Below are 18079 nucleotides of genomic sequence, written 5' to 3' on the forward strand. Positions count from 1 at the left end.
ATCAACTCGACCAGGAGTCAGACATGTTGTGGAAGGTCTTCGGGCGTGCGGGTGTGGCCCTGGCGGCCGGCGCCGCCGTGATCGCCACCGCCGTCCCCGCGAACGCCGCGAGCTACTCCGCCTTCGCCTTCTCGCTCACCAGCGGTGAGCCGACGATCTACGACTTCATCGACTCGGCCACCACGTCCCTCGACATGACGATGTACGAGCTCGAGGACACCACGGCCGTCAACGACCTCATAGCCCTGGAGAACAAGGGTGTCACGGTGCGGGTGATCCTGGACCGCCAGCACAAGACCGCGAACAACTCCGCGTACACGGCGCTGACCAACGCGGGTGTGGGAGTGGTGTGGTCGTCCTCCGGCTTCGTCTACACCCACCAGAAGACGATCACGGTGGACGGCACCAAGTCGCTGGTCCTGACCGGCAACCTGACCTCCCAGTACTACGCGACGGGCCGTGACTACGGCGTCTTCACCGACGACACCCGGGATGTCGCCGCGATCGAGAAGGTCTTCAACGCGGACTACGCGGGGACCTCGATCACCCCGACCGACGGCGACCACCTGCTCTGGTCGCCGACCGACTCGCGCAGCCGGCTGCTGTCGGTGATCAACGCGGCGACGAAGACGCTCGACGTCGAGGAACTGGAGTTCAGCGACGGCACGGTGGTCGACGCCATCGCCGCGCGCGCGAAGGCGGGCGTGAAGGTGCGGGTCGTCCTGGAGACGCCGGGCGACTACGCGAGCGAGGTCTCCGAGATCAAGGCGGCCGGCGGCACCGTCGTCGGCTACTCCGACCCCAACGGCTTCTACATCCACGCCAAGGCCATGGTCGCCGACTACGGGCTGTCCACCCAGGAGGTGGAGGCGGGCTCCATGAACATCAGCAGCAACTCCCTCTCCAGCAACCGCGAGTTGGGCATCATCCTCACCGGCACCGGGGTGGCGCAGTCCGTGGCCACGACCGTCGAGACGACGTTCAACAGCGACTACGCGGGCGGCACGGCCGCCTGACCCCGCACGGACACCTGCTCATGGCCGGCGCCGCCCGACCGTGAGCAGGTGACCGCTCGCGCCCAGCAGGGTCGGCTCCGACTCGATGCGCCGCGTCGCCGCCAGGACCACCTCGCGGCGCTCCGGGTCGTCCAGCCAGTCCTCGATCCCGCCCATGAGCCAGGCGACGCCCTCCAGCCCGTACTGGCCCTCCGGGGCGAGGCCGGCGTCGCTGAACTCGCCCGGCACCTCGGCTGGTTGGGCGAAGTAGGCCTCGGTGAACAGACCGCCTCCGGAGCGGTGCCGGCCGTCGGCGCTCGCCGCGTCGGTGCGGGCCCGCTGGACGGGCTCGAAGTAGCGCTCCTCCCGCAGCAGGTCGTGCAGTCCCGCGTACCGGTTGATGGTGGCCGCGACGACCGGTCCGCCCGGCCTGACCACTCGCCGCGCCTCGGCCAACGCCCTTACCCTGTCGGCGCGTTCGGTCAGGTGGTAGAGCGGGCCGAGCAGCAGCACCGCGTCGTAGGTGGCGTCCTCGTCCGGCAGCGACCGCGCGTCCCCGGACCGGGCCGTGACCCCGGGCAGCCGGGAGGCCTGCTCCACGTGCAGCGGTACCGGATCGACGAGTTCGACCTCGTAGCCGTCCCGCACCAGCCACTCTGCGTGCACCCCGCTGCCCCCGCCGACGTCCAGCAGGCGCGCGGGGGCCGCGGGCAGGATCCGCCGCAGGACGTCCTGCGTGCGCCAGAATTCCAGCCGGCCGGACGGCGCACCGCCGTCCCTGAGGCGGCCGTCCTCCTTGCCGCGGGTGTAGTAGGCGAGGATGTCCTCGTGGAGGGCCGGGGCGTGGGGGCGTGTCGTCTCGGTCATCACGCCAGCCTGCTGATCGGCCCGCGGCTGCCGCAACGGGTTATCCGCCGCGCACCACCACCGGCTACGCCGCTCTGCGCACGGCCTCCCGGTCGGGCGCGGGCCTGCTCGACGCGGACGAGCGGGCTCCTCCTCCACACGATCCTGGGGGACTGGGACGGCGCCCACCCCTCGGCGGTCCTGCGCGGCTTCCCGAGCCGGCGCGAGCGTCCGGGGGCCCGCCTCGCGCTGCCGGCCGCGCTCGCTCCGTACCGGATCACCGACGAGGACCGTGGCCGCCCGGCGCCGACCCAGGCACTCCGACCACTGTCTGGTGCACCTCGTCGCGCACGGCGCCTTCACGGCCGTGGCCGCATCCAGAGCGCACCGGCCGAAGCCGGCAGCTCGCGCCGAGGGTGATCGCACAGGTACGGTACGAGTTCGCACTTCCGTCTCACAGGGACTCATGTGAGACTGGCGCCCCGTCCGCGGTGCGGACCCCACCGCACCGCCTCCCCCACAGAGAAGTGTGTCCGTGCGTGAACTTCCCCTGCCGCTGGCTCTGACCGCGCGCCTGTCCCCCGTCGTCGTGCTCGCCGCGGCGGGCTGGGCGCTGACGTCGAGCCCCGCGACACCGGCCGACCAGCACGACGCGGGACAGAAGACCAGCACGCAGTCGCCCACCGCGCCGTCGTCGACGGCCGAGGCCGCGTCGTACGCCGCCGCACCGGCCCCGTGCGGCAGCATCTCCGTCGCGACGATCAAGTCCCTGGTGCCGGGCGCCAAGACGGCCGGCAAGGAGATCCAGTCGACGGACGCCAAGCTGCGCCGCACCTGCTCCTGGAACGCGCTCAAAGGGTACGACTACCGCTGGCTCGACATCTCCTTCGAGGTCATGGACTCGGACGCGGCGGCGCAGAAGGAGTACCAGCAACGGCTGACGGAGAAGAGCGGCGGAGGGGCCGTCCCCGGACTCGGCGACTCCGCCTACTCCGTGGTGAACCTCACCACCCAGGACAAACAGCAGACGCGCGAGGGTGTCGTCATCGCGCGTGTGTCCAATGTGCTGGTCGTCACCACCTACAACGGCAGTGACTTCGAGACCAAGAAGGCGCCCAGCACGGACGTGATCAACAAGGGTGCCATCAAGGCGGCACGGGACGCGGTGACGGCGCTGAAGGGCAGCCGGTAGACCGGCTGCCCCTCGGACGCTCACTCAGCCTTCCAGGCGGTCCCTTCCGCGCAGCAGCATCAGCGCCAGGTACACCACCATCGAGGTGCCCAGGCCGACCGCCCAGCCGTAGTCCGCGAGGGACCGCAGCGCCGGGATGGGCCGTCCGTCGATCAGTGGTTTGAAGCTCGCGCCGCCGATCGCGAGGACGCCGCCCGTCGCGAAGGCCACGACGGCCCGCCAGTTCCAGCCGCCCTCGTACCAGTAACGGCCGCCGGTGCGGTACAGGTCGACGAGGTCCAGCTTGCCGCGGCGCAGGATCCAGTAGTCGGCGATGAGGATGCCGGCCACCGTGCCGAGCAGTCCGCCGACCAGGCCGAGCCAGGTGAAGATGTATCCCTGCGGGTCGGAGTACAGCTTCCACGGGAAGATCAGCACGCCGAGGACGCAGGTCGCAAGCGCGCCGGTACGGAAACTGATCTTCCTGGGCGCGATGTTGGAGAAGTCGAAGGCCGGCGAGACCAGGTTGGCCGCGATGTTCACGGACAGGGTCGCCACCAGCACGGTCACCAGCGCGTACAGCAGGCCGAGGACGTTGTCGGTCTTGGCGGCGAGCTGGACCGGGTCCCAGATCGTCTGCCCGTACACGGCCTGCGAACCGGAGGTGACCAGCACGGACAGCAGCGCGAACAGCGTCATGGTCGTGGGAAGACCAAGGGCCTGTCCCCAGGTCTGCGCCTTCTGCGACTTGCCGTACCGGGTGAAGTCCGGGATGTTCAGCGAGAGCGTGGACCAGAAGCCGATCATGCCCATCAGGGACGGCCAGAACAGCTTCCAGAAGCCGCCGCCCCAGCCCAGCTTGGACGGCTGGTCGAGCAACGGGCCGAACCCGCCCGCCTTGTTGCTCATCCAGATCAGCATCACCAGGGCGCCGACGATCACGAACGGCGCCGCCCAGTTCTCGAAGCGGCGGATCGTCTCCATACCCCGGTAGATGATGGCGACCTGGATCACCCAGAAGAGGGCGAACGACAGCCACATCGTCCAGGCGTATCCGCCCACATGGGAGGCGTTCGCCCAGCTGTCCCCGATCAGCTTCCCGGCGAGGAAGTAGATCGCCTCGCCGCCGATCCAGGTCTGGATGCCGAACCAGCCGCACGCCACCAACGCCCGTACGACGGCGGGGAGGTTGGCGCCCCGCACGCCGAACGAGGCACGCGCGAAGACGGGGAAGGGGATGCCGTACTTCGGTCCCGCGTGCCCGGTGAGCAGCATCGGGATCAGCACGATCACATTGGCCAGGGCGATGGTGAACACCGCCTGCTTCCAGTCCATGCCGACGGCGATCAGACCGGAGGCGAGGGTCCAGGAGGCCGTGTTGTGAGCCATACCGACCCACAGTGCGGAGAAGTTGTACGTGGTCCAGGTGCGCTTCTCGATCGGAACCGGAAGCAGGTCCTCGTTGGCGTACGGCCCGATGGGCGGCGGGGACCCCGGCGCGATCTCCACGCGCCCGTCGGCGAGGGTGACTTGAGCGGTCGGCGGTATGGCCGTGGGAGCGGTCTCGGTCATGGGCAGGCCAATCGATGAAGGGCGGATCCGGAAAGGCCGTGCGGGTCTCCGGGTCCCCTCCCCGGGGAGGTGGGGAGGGGAGAACTGGAGTGGGGGGTGGGGAGGGGAGAACTGGAGTGGGGGATGGGGAGTTGAATCTCTGTAGACGCTGAGGTCAGGCGTTGAGGGCCGGGATGACTTCCGCGCCGTACGCGTCGATCACGGTCTCCTGGGCGTCGTGCATGTCGTACACGGCGAACTGGTCGACGCCCAGCTCGCGCAGCGCCCGCAGTTTCTCGATGTGCTTCTCGACCGGGCCGATGACGCAGAACCGGTCGACGATCTCGTCGGGGACGAACTGGGTGTCGGGGTTGTCCGCGCGGCCGTGGTGGGAGTAGTCGTACCCCTCGCGGGCCTTGATGTAGTCGGTGAGTTCGTCGGGCACGGCGGCGGAGTGCTCGCCGTACTTGGCGACGAGGTCGGCGACATGGTTGCCGACCATGCCGCCGAACCAGCGGCACTGCTCCCGGGCGTGGGCGAGGGCCTCGGGCGAGTCGTCCGCGGTGACGTAGGCGGGCGCGGCGACGCAGATCTTGACCTCGGACGGATCACGTCCGGCGGCCACGGCCGCGTCCTTGACGGCCTTGACCATGTACTCCGTGAGGTAGAGGTCCGCGAGCTGGAGGATGAACCCGTCGGCCTCCTCACCGGTCATCTTCAGGGCCTTCGGCCCGTACGCGGCCATCCAGACGGGGAGCTCGGCGCCCGGCTTGATCCACGGGAACCTGATCACCGTGCCGCCGAGGTCGGCCTCCTCGCCCCGGCCGAGGGCCCGGATGACCTTCATCGCCTCGCTGATCCGGGCCAGCGTGTTGGGCTTGCGGCCGGCGACGCGCATCGCGGAGTCGCCGCGGCCGATGCCGCAGACGGTGCGATTGCCGAACATGTCGTTGAGGGTGGCGAAGGTGGAGGCGGTGACCTCCCAGGTACGGGTACCGGGGTTGGTGACCATCGGACCCACGGTCAACTTCTGTGTGTTCGCCAGGATCTGACTGTAGATCACGAACGGCTCCTGCCACAGCACGGCGGAGTCGAAGGTCCAGCCGTACCGGAAGCCGTTGCGCTCGGCCCGCTTCATCAGGCTGACGACCTTCGAGGCCGGCGGGTCGGTCTGCAGGACGAGTCCGAAGTCCATGGGCGCCACTCCTAGTTGAGGTACTGACAGGTGGAGCGCGGGGTGTAGACGCCGTGTCCTGCGCGTCCGGTGTACTCCCGCTCGTTGATGACGACTTCGCCGCGCGAGAGCACTGTCTCGACCCGGCCGGTGACATGCTTGCCCTCGTAGGCCGAGTAGTCGACGTTCATGTGGTGCGTCTCGACGGACATCACCTGCTCGGCGCTGGGGTCGTAGATCACGACGTCGGCATCGGCGCCCGGGGCGATGGTGCCCTTCTTCGGGTAGAGGCCGAACATCCGGGCGGGGGCGGCGCAGGCGATCTCGATCCAGCGGCGGCGGCTGATGTGCCCGTCGACGACGGCCTGGTGGAGCAGGTCCATACGGTTCTCTACGCCCGGCAGACCGTTGGGGATCTTCGAGAAGTCCCCGCGGCCCAGCTCCTTCTGGCCCACGAAGCAGAAGGGGCAGTGGTCGGTGGAGACGACCTGGAGGTCGTTCGTCCTGAGGCCCTGCCAGAGCTTCGCCTGGTGCTCCTTGGGGCGAAGCGGCGTGCTGCACACGTACTTCGAGCCCTCGAAGTCGGGTTCGGCGAGGTTGTCGGTGGACAGGAACAGGTACTGCGGGCAGGTCTCGCCGAAGACCGGCAGCCCCTCGTCCCGCGCCCGCGCCAGTTCGGCCACCGCCTCCATCGCCGAGACGTGCACGACGTACAGCGGGGCGCCCGCGACCTGGGCGAGCTTGATGGCACGGTGGGTGGCCTCGGCCTCCAGGAGGGCCTTGCGCACCTCCCCGTGGTAGCGCGGGTCGGTCTCCCCGCGCTCCAGCGCCTGCTCGACCAGCACGTCGATCGCGATGCCGTTCTCGGCGTGCATCATGATCAGGCCGCCGTTCTCGGCGGAGCGCTGCATGGCGCGCAGGATCTGGCCGTCGTCGGAGTAGAAGACACCCGGGTAGGCCATGAACTGCTTGAAGGAGGTCACGCCCTCCTCGACCAGCAGGTCCATCTCCTTGAGCGTCTCCTGGTTCACATCGGAGACGATCATGTGGAAGCCGTAGTCGATCGCGCAGTTGCCCTCGGCCTTGGCGTGCCAGGCGTCCAGGCCCTCGCGCAGGGAGTGGCCGACGCTCTGCACGGCGAAGTCGACGATGGTGGTGGTTCCGCCCCAGGCGGCGGCCCGGGTGCCGGTCTCGAAGGTGTCGGAGGCGAAGGTGCCGCCGAAGGGGAGCTCCATGTGGGTGTGGGCGTCGACGCCACCGGGGATCACGTACTTCCCGGTGGCGTCGATGACCTTCTCGGCACTGAACGCCTCGGCGGCGGGCGTGCCGGAGGCGGCGAGGGCGGCGATGCGGCCGTCCTCGATCAGCACGTCGGCGTGGATCTCGTCGGACGCGGTGATGACGAGGCCACCGCGGATGACGGTACGGCTGCTCATGGTCCCTCTCCTGCCTGGGTGAACGGTTCGGTCAGGGTGCGGTCAGCGGCGGGTAGGCGTCGGGACGGCGGTCGCGGTAGAACTGCCAGCGGTCGCGCACCTCGCGCAGCTTGGCCATGTCCAGGTCGCGGACGACGAGTTCGGTCTCCTTGTCGGAGGCCACCTCGCCGACGAACTGGGCCTCGGGGTCCACGAAGTACGAGGTCCCGTAGAAGTCGTTGTCGCCGAGTTCCTCCACTCCGACCCGGTTGATCGCGCCGACGAAGTACTCGTTGGCGACGGCCGCGGCCGGCTGCTCCAGCTGCCAGAGGTAGGCGGACAGCCCGCGCGAGGTGGCCGACGGGTTGAAGACGATCTCCGCGCCCTCGAGGCCCAGCGCCCGCCAGCCCTCCGGGAAGTGGCGGTCGTAGCAGATGTAGACGCCGATCCGGCCGACGGCGGTGTCGAAGACCGGCCAGCCGGCGTTGCCCGGGCGGAAGTAGAACTTCTCCCAGAATCCGGGGACCTGGGGGATGTGGTGCTTGCGGTACTTGCCGAGGTACGAGCCGTCCGCGTCGATCACGGCCGCGGTGTTGTAGAGGACGCCGGGCTGCTCCTCCTCGTACATCGGCAGGATCAGGACGATCCCCAGCTCCTTCGCGAGCGCCTGGAAACGCTTGACGATCGGGCCGTCGGGGATCGCCTCCGCGTACTCGTAGAACGCCTTGTCCTGGACCTGGCAGAAGTACGGTCCGTAGAACAGCTCCTGGAAGCACAGGACTTGAGCGCCCTGCGCGGCCGCGTCCCGGGCCGCCTGTTCGTGCACCGCGATCATCGACTCCTTGTCGCCCGTCCACGCGGTCTGGAAGAGGGCGGCACGGATCACTCTGCTCATCGGGACCTCCGGTCGCTCGGTGTGCGAGAAGACTAGGAAGTCCGAAAAGGCGCTTTGAGTTGCACGGTGTCACGTCTGCGGGGGTGCGGCGTGCCACGGTGTCACTCTGTCGTGGGCCCATGTTTCACCGCCGTTTTCCCAGGTCGTCGCATGTTTCAGCCCTGTTGCGCGTCATGTGCGAGGAGCGCGATGTGGACGGAGGCCGCCTGTTCGAAGTCGTCGAGGTCGACGCCGAGCCGGGTCTGTATCGCCTCCAGCCGGCGGTAGAGCGCGGGCCGGGAGACATGGTGGAGCTGGGCGGTGCGGGACTTGTTGCGGCCGGTGGCGAGATAGGTGCGCAGCACCGGCAGCAGATCGTCGTCGGCCGAGTACAGCAGCCCGTCCAGCTCCCGCTCGGCGAAGGACTGCACATGCGGATCGTCCCTGAGCAGCCGGATCAGGCCCCGCAGATGGACGTCCTTCAGGCGTACGACGTCCGGGAGGTCGAGGACCGCCGAGGAGTCCGCCACGGCGTCGGCGACGTGCTGTGCCTCGCGCAGGCCCGCCGGCACGTCGTCCCAGGCGATACGGGGATCGGCGGCGGCCACCACCGTCCGCGCCGCCTCCGAGCGCACCCGGGCAGCGAAGTTCGCGGTGAGCACCGCGGCGTCCTGGTCCCGGGCGAGGCTGAGCAGTACGGCGGTGACCCCGTCGGCCAGTTCGGCGACGAGCCCCGGCAGCCCCACCATGCGCAGCACCCGGTCGAGCCCGGCCACATCCGCGTGCCGTACGACCAGCGGCACGAACGTCCGCCGGTTGACGGGCAGTCCGGCGGCCCGGGCACGCGGCAACAGCTGCCTCGCCGGTACGACCCCGCTCACCAGGTCGGTCAGCAGGCTCTGCGCCGACTGCTCCTCCCAGGTGTGGGCCGAGGTGCCGCCGAGCATGCGGTGCAGGACGAGGGCCTCGGCGGCCCGGTCGGCGAGGAGTCGTCCGGTGGCGGTGTCGCCCCGGTACCCGCACAGCACGATCCGTCCCCACCGCTCCCCGCGCCCGCCCAGCTCGGCGCGGATCCAGCCGTCGCCCTCGCTGCCGCCGGCCTGCCGGGCGATGCGCTCCCAGTCGCGCAGCACGTCGTCCACGGCGGGCCGCTCCCCCGCCGTGGCGAGGACGCGATGGGCGAGGTTGGTGACGACCACGGGACAGGCGCTGTGCTGGGCGACCTCGTCGAGGAGCCGTTGCAGCGGGGCGCCCGCGGTGATGAGCCCGGTCAGGGCCGTCCGTACGGACTCCGACAGGCTGACGGCGGCGAACTTCCGCCGTACCAGCCGGGCCTGCACCTCCTCGGTCAACTCCGCGAAGGGGAAGGGCCGGTGGAGGACCACCATCGGCAGCCCGCACCGCTCGGCGGCCCGGCGCATGACGTCCGGGGGCGCCGGGAAGGCACGTCCGAGCCCGAGGACCACGGCCGCGGCCTCGGCGCGGTGCAGGGACCGGATGTACTCGGCCTGCTTCTCCTCGTCTCCGGCGAGCAGCACGCCGGTGGTGAGGACCATCTCGCCGCCGCTGAGCATGACGCCCACGTCGGGCGCCTCGGCGACATGCACCCAGCGCACCGGCCGGTCGAGCTGGGCCGCCCCGGCCACCACCTCGGGCTCCCCGGCGAGAACCCGTTCGAGCATGAGGATCTGCCGCACGGACAGCGCCGGCTCCAGGGTCCCGAAGGTGGTGGTCATGGCGGACTTCCCTTGCTCAGTGCACTGTTACGTGAGGCTCCTCAGAGCGCGTTCGAGGATCGCCGCGCCCTCCTCGGCCTCGGCGACCGTGAGGGACAGGGGCGGGGCGATGCGCAGGGCGCTGGTGTTGTGGCCGCCGCCCTTGCCGATCAGCAGCCCGTCGGCGCGGGTCGCCTCCAGCACGGCGGCCGCCGCGTCCGGATCGGCCTGGTCCGTCCCGGGCTTGACCAGCTCGACGCCGAGCATCAGCCCGCGGCCCCGCACCTCGCGTACGTGCGGCACCTGCGCGGCGACCGTCCGCAGCCGCTCGATGAGCAGCCCGCCGACGCGCCGGGCGTTGCCCTGGAGGTCGTGTTCCAGCAGGTAGGTGAGGTTGGCGAGACCGGCCGCCATGGTGATCTGGGTGCCGCCGAACGTCGAGATGCTGTTGGCGTCCAGGCAGTTCATGATGTCGGCGCGGGCGACGACACCGCCGATGGAGCTGCCGTTTCCGATGCCCTTGGCGAAGGTGAGGATGTCCGGCGGCCCGCTCTGTCCGTGCGCCTGCCAGCCCCAGAAGTGGTCGCCGGTACGGCCCCAGCCGGTCTGCACCTCATCGGCGATCCACAGGATGCCGCGCTCGGCGAGCACCTCGCGGAAGGCCGCGTACAGGCCGTCCGGGCCCGAGGTGAAGCCGCCGACCCCCTGGATCGGTTCGGCGATCAGCGCGGCGGGCGGGCGGGTGTGGCCGAGCAGGTCCTTCAGGTCGTCGACGCAGGCGGCGATGAAGTCGGCGTCGCCGAGAGCGGCGTACGGGCCGCGGGTGCGGACGCCGCCGTGGACGTACAGGGTCTGCAGCGGGGACAGCGAGGTGGGCGACCAGCCGCGGTTGCCGGTGATGCCGACCGCGCTGAAGGAGCGTCCGTGGTAGCTGTTGCGCATCGCCAGGATCGTGTTGCTGCGCCGGTAGGTCGTGGCGAGCAGCAGGGCGGTGTCGTTGGCCTCCGTGCCGGAGGTGGTGAAGAAGACGCGGGCGTCCGGGATGCCGCTCAACTGGGCGATGCGCTCGGCGAGTTCGACCATCGGGCGGTTGAGGTACAGCGTGGACGAGTGGAGGATCCGCCCGGCCTGCTCACTGACCGCCTTCGTCACCTCGGGCAGCGCGTGCGCGGTCATCGTGGTGAGGATGCCGCCGAAGAAGTCGAGGTACCTGTTGCCGTCCGAGTCCCAGACATGGCGGCCCTCGCCGTGGGTGATCTCGAGCGGGTTCTCGTAGTAGAGGGCGAGCCAGTCGGGCAGGACGGACCGGTGGCGGGCGTACAGGTCGCTCACGGCTGCACCAGCCCCTCGTACGCGTCCGGCCGGCGGTCCCGGTAGAACGCCCATTGCTGCCTGACGTCCTCGATCAGGTCGAAGTCCAGGTCACGGACCACGAGTTCCTCCTTGCTGTCACTTGCCACGTCACCCACGAACTGTCCACGCGGGTCGACGAAGTAACTCGTCCCGTAGAAGTCGTTGTCGCCGTACTCCTCCTGGCCGACGCGGTTGATCGCGGCGACGAAGTACTCGTTGGCGACGGCCGCGGCGGGCTGCTCCAGACGCCAGAGGTGGGAGGACAGCCCGCGGTGGGTGGCCGACGGGTTGTAGACCAACTGGGCGCCGTTGAGGCCGAGTTGGCGCCAGCCCTCCGGGAAGTGGCGGTCGTAGCAGATGTATACGCCGACCTTTCCGACCGCGGTGTCGAAGACAGGCCAGCCGACGTTGCCCGGCTTGAAGTAGTACTTCTCCCAGAACCCCTTGACCTGGGGGATGTGGTGCTTGCGGTACTTGCCGAGGACCGTGCCGTCGGCGTCGATCACGGCCGCGGTGTTGTAGTAGAAACCGGACTGCTCGACCTCGAAGACCGGTACGACGATCACCATGCCGGTCTCCCGGGCGAGCTCCCGCATCCGGCTCACGGTCGGCCCGTCGGGCACCGGCTCGGCCCAGCGGTAGTGCTCGGGTTCCTGGACCTGACAGAAGTAGGGACTGTTGAAGACCTCCTGGAAACCGATGATCTTCGCACCCTGGCGGGCCGCCTCGCGGGCGTGCTCCTCGTGTTTCGCCACCATGGACTCGGTGTCGCCGGTCCAGGTGGCCTGGACCAGAGCGGCGCGTACGACGTTGGCCATGAGCTGCTCCTTCGGCGGGGCCTCTACGCCCGTAGAACAGGCCGTAGAGGGACGAACGTAAGCCTCCGGGACGGCCTTGCCAAGACCATCGTCGTCAACCCGCGGGGTCGATCACGTAACACACTCCGGTGGGTGAGTGCCGCGGCTGGTGGGAGGGGTCGTCGTCGGAGGGTGGTGGGGTGGCGGCGGGGTGGTCAGGTGGCGAGGCCGGCGACCCGGAGGGCGTGCACCAGATCCCAGTGTCGCTCGTCCGAGACACCGCGCGCCGCTTCCAGCAGCAGCGGCACGAGGATCGCCGGGTCGGGCTCGGCACTGCGGGCGGCCTCCTCGGGGGTGCGGACGCGGACGTAGGCGTCGAGCAGCGCACGGACCTCACGGTGGCGCCCGTCGGCGGCCAGCTCCAGCACGGCGCGTCCGATCTCGCCGGCCGGCCGGGCCACGCCCTGTCGCAGGATCTGCTCGCCGTCGCCGCCACGGCCGGCCGCCGTGAGGGCGTCGGCGGCGCCGACCAGCCGCTCGGCGGGCAGGGAGGCGGCCTCCCACAGCAGCGTCGCCCAGTCGGCGCCCAGCCCGGCGCGCTGGAGCTCGGCGGCGAGCAGCGGGATCCGGGCGGCGGGCCAGTGGGCGACCTCGATGAGCAGCGCGTGCGCCTCGCCGCTGCGCCCCTCGGCCCGCAGTCGCACCAGCCGTTCCACGGCGTCACCGACGTCACGGGCCGCCGCCGCGTCGACGGCCTGGACAGGCGCCTCCGCCGCTCCCTCGTCCGTCTCCTCCACGCCCCCGGCGAACCGCGCCCCACGAGGCGTACGGCCACCGACACCGTCCGCGGCGGCCAGCACCTCCACACCACCGGGCGGCACGACGACCCCCGCGCCCTCCTCCCCCATCCCGGCAAACCGAGCACTGCCCCGACGCCGCTTGCGTTGCTTACGGGAGGGAGGTTCCTGCGCGGGGGCGGAATCGGACGGGACGGACGACTGGGGGGCGGAGCCCTGCTGGGTCGACCGGACGGGAGGCTCGGGGGCGGCACCCGGCCGCGTCGACCGGCCGGGGTGCCCGAAGGCGGGGGCCGGTTGGGTGGACGAGGCCGTGTGGCCGAAGTCCGGGGTCGGGTGGGTGGACGAGGCTGGATGCTCGAAGGCGGGGGCCGCCTGTTGTGCGGCTGGGGCCTGTCGGGCGGAGGCGGACGGGTCGAACGCGGAAGCGGATGGCTGCGCGGCCGGGCGGTCGAAGACCGAGGCCGGGTGCTGGGTGGCGGTAGCGGGTCGTTGCGCTGGGGACGGGGCGGGCTGTACGGGGTGTGTCGTGCCCGTGGGGCGGGGGGTGTACCCGGCGTCGGTGTGCGGGTCCCGGTGCTCGCGCGCGCTCGGGGTTCCCGGACCGTAGCCGCTCTCCGGGCCGCCCGCGGCCGAGGGATCGTGCGCGGTGCGCTGCTGCGGGAATCCGGTGTCCTGTGCGCCCCACCCGCCTCCGCGCCCCTCGTCCGCAAAGGCGCCGGCGCGTCCCTCGTGCGCAAAGGCGCCGGCGCTTCCCTCTTCACCGGGGCGTCCGGCGAGCGCGCCCTGGCGTGTGCGGTCACCGTCCACGCGGTACATCTCGCCCGCGAGCCGTCCCCGGCGCATCGCGGTGGCCCGGCTGCCCGTCATCTGTCGGTCCAACTCGGCCATCCGGGACCGGAGTTCCGCACAGCGGGCGGTGGCGCGCTCATGGTCGTCGCGGGCCCAGGCGAGGTCGAGGCGGAAGGCGTCGGCCTCCTCGCGGGTGGTCGCGGAGGCCAGCAGACGGCCCAGTTGCGCCTGGCGTTCGGCGGCGTAGCGCTGTTCGCGGAGCATGACGTCCAGCCGGTCGCCGAGGGCCTCCCGCCCGCCGGGACGCGCGTCGTACGCGGTGAGCGCGGCGGCGTGCAGCGCGCGGGCCCGCCCCAGTTCCGGCGCCACCGCGGCCGGACCCCGTTCGGTGACGAGATCCTGCAGCAGCGCCTCCACCACGTCCCACGGCGGCACTTCACGTCCGTCGAGACAGGCCCGCATTCCGTCCGGGTCGCGCTGCCAGAACACCGCGCACCAACCGCCGGCCTGGTTGAGGCGCGCCAGCAGGCCGTTGAGGTAGTTCGCGAACTCCCGTACCTGCCCCGGGAGTTGATCCACAGCCATCGCCCAACTCCCGCCTGACCGGAGCACTCCGGTCCGTAGGCAACACCAGTCGTGTTACGAGGTTGCTACGGGGAGTTTTCGGCGGGCGCGCGGACGCCTCATTGCGGGATCTTGACCGAGAAGCGTCAGACGGGCACCAGCGCGCACCGCTCGACCAGTTCGTCCATCGACAGCCCGAGTGCCCGCGCGAGCGCGGCGACCGTGAAGAAGGCCGGGGTCGGCGCCCGCCCGGTCTCGATCTTGCGGAGCGTCTCCGCGGAGATCCCGGCCTCGGCCGCGACCTCCGTCATGCTCCGCCCGCCACGGGCCTCGCGGAGCATCCGGCCGAGCCGCTCGCCGCGTTCGCGCTCTTCGGGGGTGAGAGGGGTGCGCACCATGCCGTCATTCTAATCCGGCATTTCAATCCGGTCGAATAAGCCGGTATATTAATTGGCATGGTGGAACTGAAGACGGACACAGCGATCGAGGCCATGTACGAGGCGGGGCAGGTGGTCGGGCGCGCCCTGACGGCCGCACGGGAAGCCGCCGACGTGGGTGTTTCCCTGCTGGAGCTGGACGAGGTGGCCCGCGGGGTGCTCAGGGAGGCGGGCGCGTCCTCCCCCTTCCTGGGCTACCGCCCCTCCTTCGCCCCCGTCCCCTTCCCGGCCGTCATCTGCGCCTCGGTGAACGACGCGATCGTGCACGGCATCCCGACCGGCTACCGGCTGCGCGACGGCGACCTCGTCTCCCTCGACTGCGGTGCCGAACTGGGCGGCTGGGTCGGCGACTCCGCGATCAGCTTCACGGTGGGCACCCCCCGCCCCGAGGACCTGCGGCTGATCGAGACGGCCGAGCGCGCGCTGGCGGCCGCCGTCGAGGTGGCGGTCGTCGGCAACCGCATCGGCGACATCGCCCACGCGATCGGCACCGTGTGCAGGGCGGCCGGCTACGGCATCCCGGACGGCTTCGGCGGTCACGGCATCGGCCGTCGTATGCACGAGGACCCGGGGGTGCCGAACGAGGGCCGTCCCGGCCGCGGCTTCCCGCTGCGCCACGGCATGGCCATCGCCATCGAGCCGATGCTGATCGGCGGCGGCAAGGACGACTGGCACACGGCGCCGGACGGCTGGACCCTGCGCACGAACGACGGCTCCCGCGCGGCTCACGTCGAGCACACGGTGGCGATCATGGACGCGGGCCCGCGCATCCTGACCGAGCGCCGTTAGCCTCCCCACCTGATCATCGGAGACGCCGGGTGCACCGGCTGGGCAGCCCCTGAGCGGCGTGCTCTCGGTACAGAGCTAGCGGAACCGCAAAGGGCGAGCGGTACTTCGTCGGCGACGACGGGACCGACAAAGGTGCCACCTCCCCCCATCCGTGCGAAGGTGTTCTACGGACGCGCGCCCGAGGTGTAACCGGCTGCGGCCCTGGTTACCCGGCCCCGGCACGTCGATCAGCGAGGGCGTCCCAGGCCCGCGCAGGGACGCCGGATGGGAACGCCATGACCAGCGGCTTCAGCGGACCAGAGGGCTACGACCCGTTCAGCGAGTTCTTCGCCCGATTCTTCGGCGGACCCCGGCAGGGCCCCCGGCAGATAGACATCGGCCGGCTGCTCAGCCAGCCCGCCCGGGAACTGGTCCGCGGCGCAGCCCAGTACGCCGCCGAGCACGGCAGCCGGGACCTCGACACCCAGCACCTGCTGCGCGCGGCCCTGTCGACCGAGCCGACCCGCAGCCTGCTCAGCCGGGCCGGCGCGGACCCCGACTCGCTGGCGTCGGAGATCGACGAACGCTCCGGCCCGGTCCAGCACTCACCCGACGAGGCGCCCGCGCCGACCTCCCTGTCGCTCACGCCGGCCGTCAAGCGTGCCCTGCTGGACGCGCACGAGCTGGCCCGCGCGAGCGGAACCGGTTACATCGGCCCCGAGCACGTGCTCAGCGCCCTGGCCGCGAACCCGGACTCGGCCGCCGGGCACATCCTCAACTCGGCCCGGTTCGCCCCGGCCAACCTGCCGCCGGAGGCCGCCGAAGCGGCACAACCCCGTGGCGAACGGCCGCGCTCCACCGGAACGCCCACCCTCGACAAGTACGGCCGCGATCTGACCGAGCTGGCCCAGCAGGGCCGCATCGACCCGGTGATCGGCCGGGACGACGAGATCGAGCAGACCATCGAGGTGCTGTCCCGGCGCGGCAAGAACAACCCGGTGCTGATCGGGGACGCCGGTGTCGGCAAGACCGCCATCGTGGAGGGGCTCGCCCAGCGGATCGCCGACGGGGACGTGCCCGACGTGCTGACCGGGCGCCGGGTCGTGGCCCTGGACCTGACCGGCGTGGTCGCCGGCACCCGCTACCGCGGCGACTTCGAGGAACGCCTCAACAACATCGTCGGCGAGATCCGCGCCCACTCCGACCAACTGATCGTCTTCATCGACGAGTTGCACACCGTCGTCGGCGCCGGAGGCGGTGGCGAGGGCGGGGCGATGGACGCCGGGAACATCCTCAAACCGGCACTGGCCCGCGGGGAGCTGCACATCGTCGGCGCGACCACGCTGGAGGAGTACCGCCGGATCGAGAAGGACGCGGCGCTGGCCCGTCGCTTCCAGCCGATCCTGGTCCCCGAGCCGTCCGTCCCCGACACCATCGAGATCCTGCGCGGACTGCGCGACCGCTACGAGGCCCACCACCAGGTCAGTTACAGCGACGAGGCGCTGGTCGCCGCCGTGGAGATGTCCGACCGCTATCTCACCGACCGCCGGCTGCCCGACAAGGCCATCGACCTGATCGACCAGGCGGGCGCCCGGGTACGGCTGCGCGCCCGCACCAAGGGCACGGACGTACGGACCCTGGAGCGCGAGGTCGAGCAGCTGACCCGGGACAAGGACCAGGCCGTCGCCGACGAGCAGTACGAGCAGGCGACCCAACTGCGCGACCGTATCGCTGAGTTGAAGCGGCAGATCACAGCGGCGACCGGGAACGAGGAGGCCGACGAGGGCCAGCTGGAGGTGAGCGCGGAGGCCATCGCCGAGGTGGTGTCCCGGCAGACCGGCATCCCGGTCAGCAGCCTCACCCAGGAGGAGAAGGAACGCCTGCTCGGCCTGGAGGAGCATCTGCACCAGCGGGTCGTCGGCCAGGACGAGGCCGTGAGCGTGGTCGCCGAGGCCGTCCTGCGCTCCCGCGCCGGACTGTCCAGCCCCGACCGCCCCATCGGCAGCTTCCTCTTCCTCGGCCCGACCGGCGTCGGCAAGACCGAGCTGGCCCGCGCCCTCGCCGAGGCCCTGTTCGGCAGCGAGGAACGCATGGTCCGGCTCGACATGAGTGAGTACCAGGAGCGCCACACCGTCAGCCGGCTGGTCGGCGCCCCGCCCGGATACGTCGGCCACGAGGAGGCGGGCCAGCTCACCGAGGTCGTACGCAGGCACCCGTACTCGCTGCTGCTCCTGGACGAGGTGGAGAAGGCCCATCCGGACGTCTTCAACATACTGCTGCAGGTGCTGGACGACGGACGGCTGACCGACTCCCAGGGCCGTACGGTCGACTTCACCAACACGGTGATCGTCATGACCAGCAACCTCGGCTCGGACGCGATCAGCCGGCGCGGCGCCGGCATCGGCTTCGGCCCGACGGGCACCGGCGCGGACGAGGAGGCCCGTCGGGAGCAGATCCTGCGCCCCCTGCGCGACCACTTCCGCCCGGAGTTCCTCAACCGCATCGACGAGATCGTCGTCTTCCGCCAGCTGACGGGTGATCAACTCAGGCAGATCACCGACCTGTTGCTGGAAAAGACCCGTCGCCTGATGCACGCCCAGGGCATCACGACCGAGTTCACCGCCCCGGCGGTCGACTGGCTGGCGGAGCGCGGCTTCGAGCCGGAGTACGGCGCGCGTCCGCTGCGCCGCACCATCCAGCGCGAGGTCGACAACCACCTGTCCCGGCTGCTCCTCAACGGCACGATCGCGGAGGGCAGCCGGGTCACGGTGGACGTCAAGGACGGACGCCTGGAGTTCCTCACGGACAAGGGGCAGTGAGGGGCGGGCGG

General features: G+C 70.8%; 14 protein-coding genes and 1 pseudogene. 5 read left to right on the top strand and 10 right to left on the bottom strand.

From position 1 onward, the window contains the following. Positions 1-23 precede the first annotated feature (23 nt). On the top strand, positions 24-1016 hold the full coding sequence (locus ABZZ74_RS01550) for a phospholipase D-like domain-containing protein (RefSeq protein WP_356760924.1): 993 nt from the start codon (positions 24-26) through the stop codon (positions 1014-1016). Between the two features lie 18 nt (positions 1017-1034). Here ABZZ74_RS01550 and ABZZ74_RS01555 read toward each other — a convergent pair whose 3' ends face one another. After that, positions 1035-1862 carry a class I SAM-dependent methyltransferase gene (locus ABZZ74_RS01555; protein ID WP_356760926.1) on the bottom strand — a complete coding sequence of 276 codons (828 nt, stop codon included), beginning with the start codon at positions 1860-1862 and terminating at the stop codon, positions 1035-1037. Between the two features lie 65 nt (positions 1863-1927). Between ABZZ74_RS01555 and ABZZ74_RS01560 the strand changes: the two are divergent. Further along, positions 1928-2313 (top strand): annotated as a pseudogene (locus ABZZ74_RS01560) (hypothetical protein); the annotation flags it as partial. Positions 2314-2376: 63 nt separating this feature from the next. Continuing rightward, entirely contained in the window at positions 2377-3033 is a 657-nt protein-coding gene (locus tag ABZZ74_RS01565) for a hypothetical protein (protein WP_356760928.1), read from the top strand. 24 nt (positions 3034-3057) lie between these two features. Here the strand turns inward: ABZZ74_RS01565 and ABZZ74_RS01570 are convergent, their stop codons facing one another. The 9 genes from ABZZ74_RS01570 to ABZZ74_RS01610 form a co-directional block, all read right to left on the bottom strand. Next, positions 3058-4584 (bottom strand): NCS1 family nucleobase:cation symporter-1, encoded by a 1527-nt coding sequence (locus tag ABZZ74_RS01570; protein ID WP_356760929.1) that lies wholly within the window; start codon positions 4582-4584, stop codon positions 3058-3060. A gap of 154 nt (positions 4585-4738) precedes the next feature. Further along, entirely contained in the window at positions 4739-5758 is a 1020-nt protein-coding gene (locus ABZZ74_RS01575) for a TIGR03842 family LLM class F420-dependent oxidoreductase (protein ID WP_133041794.1), read from the bottom strand. An 11-nt stretch (positions 5759-5769) separates the two neighbouring features. Beyond that, positions 5770-7173, bottom strand: a complete 1404-nt coding sequence (gene hydA, locus ABZZ74_RS01580; protein ID WP_356760931.1) for a dihydropyrimidinase — start codon at positions 7171-7173, stop codon at positions 5770-5772. Between the two features lie 31 nt (positions 7174-7204). Continuing rightward, on the bottom strand, positions 7205-8047 hold the full coding sequence (locus tag ABZZ74_RS01585) for a nitrilase-related carbon-nitrogen hydrolase (protein ID WP_208785300.1): 843 nt from the start codon (positions 8045-8047) through the stop codon (positions 7205-7207). 155 nt (positions 8048-8202) lie between these two features. Then, positions 8203-9762: a PucR family transcriptional regulator gene (locus tag ABZZ74_RS01590; RefSeq protein ID WP_356760933.1), complete on the bottom strand. Its 1560-nt coding sequence runs from the start codon at positions 9760-9762 to the stop codon at positions 8203-8205. Positions 9763-9789: 27 nt separating this feature from the next. After that, positions 9790-11073 carry an aspartate aminotransferase family protein gene (locus ABZZ74_RS01595; protein ID WP_356760935.1) on the bottom strand — a complete coding sequence of 428 codons (1284 nt, stop codon included), beginning with the start codon at positions 11071-11073 and terminating at the stop codon, positions 9790-9792. Next, positions 11070-11912 (bottom strand): nitrilase-related carbon-nitrogen hydrolase, encoded by an 843-nt coding sequence (locus tag ABZZ74_RS01600; protein WP_356760936.1) that lies wholly within the window; start codon positions 11910-11912, stop codon positions 11070-11072. Before ABZZ74_RS01600 ends, ABZZ74_RS01595 begins: the two co-directional genes overlap by 4 nt. Positions 11913-12106: 194 nt before the next feature. After that, positions 12107-14065, bottom strand: coding sequence for a hypothetical protein (locus ABZZ74_RS01605; protein WP_356760938.1), 1959 nt, complete (start codon positions 14063-14065; stop codon positions 12107-12109). A gap of 125 nt (positions 14066-14190) precedes the next feature. Beyond that, positions 14191-14442 (bottom strand): helix-turn-helix transcriptional regulator, encoded by a 252-nt coding sequence (locus tag ABZZ74_RS01610; protein ID WP_133041787.1) that lies wholly within the window; start codon positions 14440-14442, stop codon positions 14191-14193. A 57-nt stretch (positions 14443-14499) separates the two neighbouring features. On the opposite strand from ABZZ74_RS01610, the gene map reads away from it, so the two are divergent. Continuing rightward, on the top strand, positions 14500-15270 hold the full coding sequence (gene map, locus ABZZ74_RS01615) for a type I methionyl aminopeptidase (RefSeq protein ID WP_356760940.1): 771 nt from the start codon (positions 14500-14502) through the stop codon (positions 15268-15270). 275 nt (positions 15271-15545) lie between these two features. Continuing rightward, positions 15546-18068, top strand: a complete 2523-nt coding sequence (locus ABZZ74_RS01620; RefSeq protein ID WP_356760941.1) for an ATP-dependent Clp protease ATP-binding subunit — start codon at positions 15546-15548, stop codon at positions 18066-18068. Positions 18069-18079: the final 11 nt, after the last annotated feature.

Origin of the sequence: Streptomyces sp. NPDC006476 (assembly GCF_040612015.1) — a bacterium.
In the GTDB taxonomy this organism is placed as follows: Bacteria; Actinomycetota; Actinomycetes; order Streptomycetales; family Streptomycetaceae; genus Streptomyces; species Streptomyces griseorubiginosus_B.

What these genes read in the sequence shown, in the direction of transcription:
- ABZZ74_RS01605 (WP_356760938.1), bottom strand. Translation starts at nt 14,065, where the DNA reads ATGGCTGTGGATCAACTCCCGGGGCAGGTACGGGAGTTCGCGAACTAC.
- ABZZ74_RS01550 (WP_356760924.1), top strand. Translation starts at nt 24, where the DNA reads ATGTTGTGGAAGGTCTTCGGGCGTGCGGGTGTGGCCCTGGCGGCCGGC.
- ABZZ74_RS01590 (WP_356760933.1), bottom strand. Translation starts at nt 9,762, where the DNA reads ATGACCACCACCTTCGGGACCCTGGAGCCGGCGCTGTCCGTGCGGCAG.
- ABZZ74_RS01620 (WP_356760941.1), top strand. Translation starts at nt 15,546, where the DNA reads ATGACCAGCGGCTTCAGCGGACCAGAGGGCTACGACCCGTTCAGCGAG.
- ABZZ74_RS01610 (WP_133041787.1), bottom strand. Translation starts at nt 14,442, where the DNA reads ATGGTGCGCACCCCTCTCACCCCCGAAGAGCGCGAACGCGGCGAGCGG.
- ABZZ74_RS01555 (WP_356760926.1), bottom strand. Translation starts at nt 1,862, where the DNA reads ATGACCGAGACGACACGCCCCCACGCCCCGGCCCTCCACGAGGACATC.
- ABZZ74_RS01575 (WP_133041794.1), bottom strand. Translation starts at nt 5,758, where the DNA reads ATGGACTTCGGACTCGTCCTGCAGACCGACCCGCCGGCCTCGAAGGTC.
- ABZZ74_RS01600 (WP_356760936.1), bottom strand. Translation starts at nt 11,912, where the DNA reads ATGGCCAACGTCGTACGCGCCGCTCTGGTCCAGGCCACCTGGACCGGC.
- ABZZ74_RS01585 (WP_208785300.1), bottom strand. Translation starts at nt 8,047, where the DNA reads ATGAGCAGAGTGATCCGTGCCGCCCTCTTCCAGACCGCGTGGACGGGC.
- hydA (WP_356760931.1), bottom strand. Translation starts at nt 7,173, where the DNA reads ATGAGCAGCCGTACCGTCATCCGCGGTGGCCTCGTCATCACCGCGTCC.
- ABZZ74_RS01570 (WP_356760929.1), bottom strand. Translation starts at nt 4,584, where the DNA reads ATGACCGAGACCGCTCCCACGGCCATACCGCCGACCGCTCAAGTCACC.
- map (WP_356760940.1), top strand. Translation starts at nt 14,500, where the DNA reads ATGGTGGAACTGAAGACGGACACAGCGATCGAGGCCATGTACGAGGCG.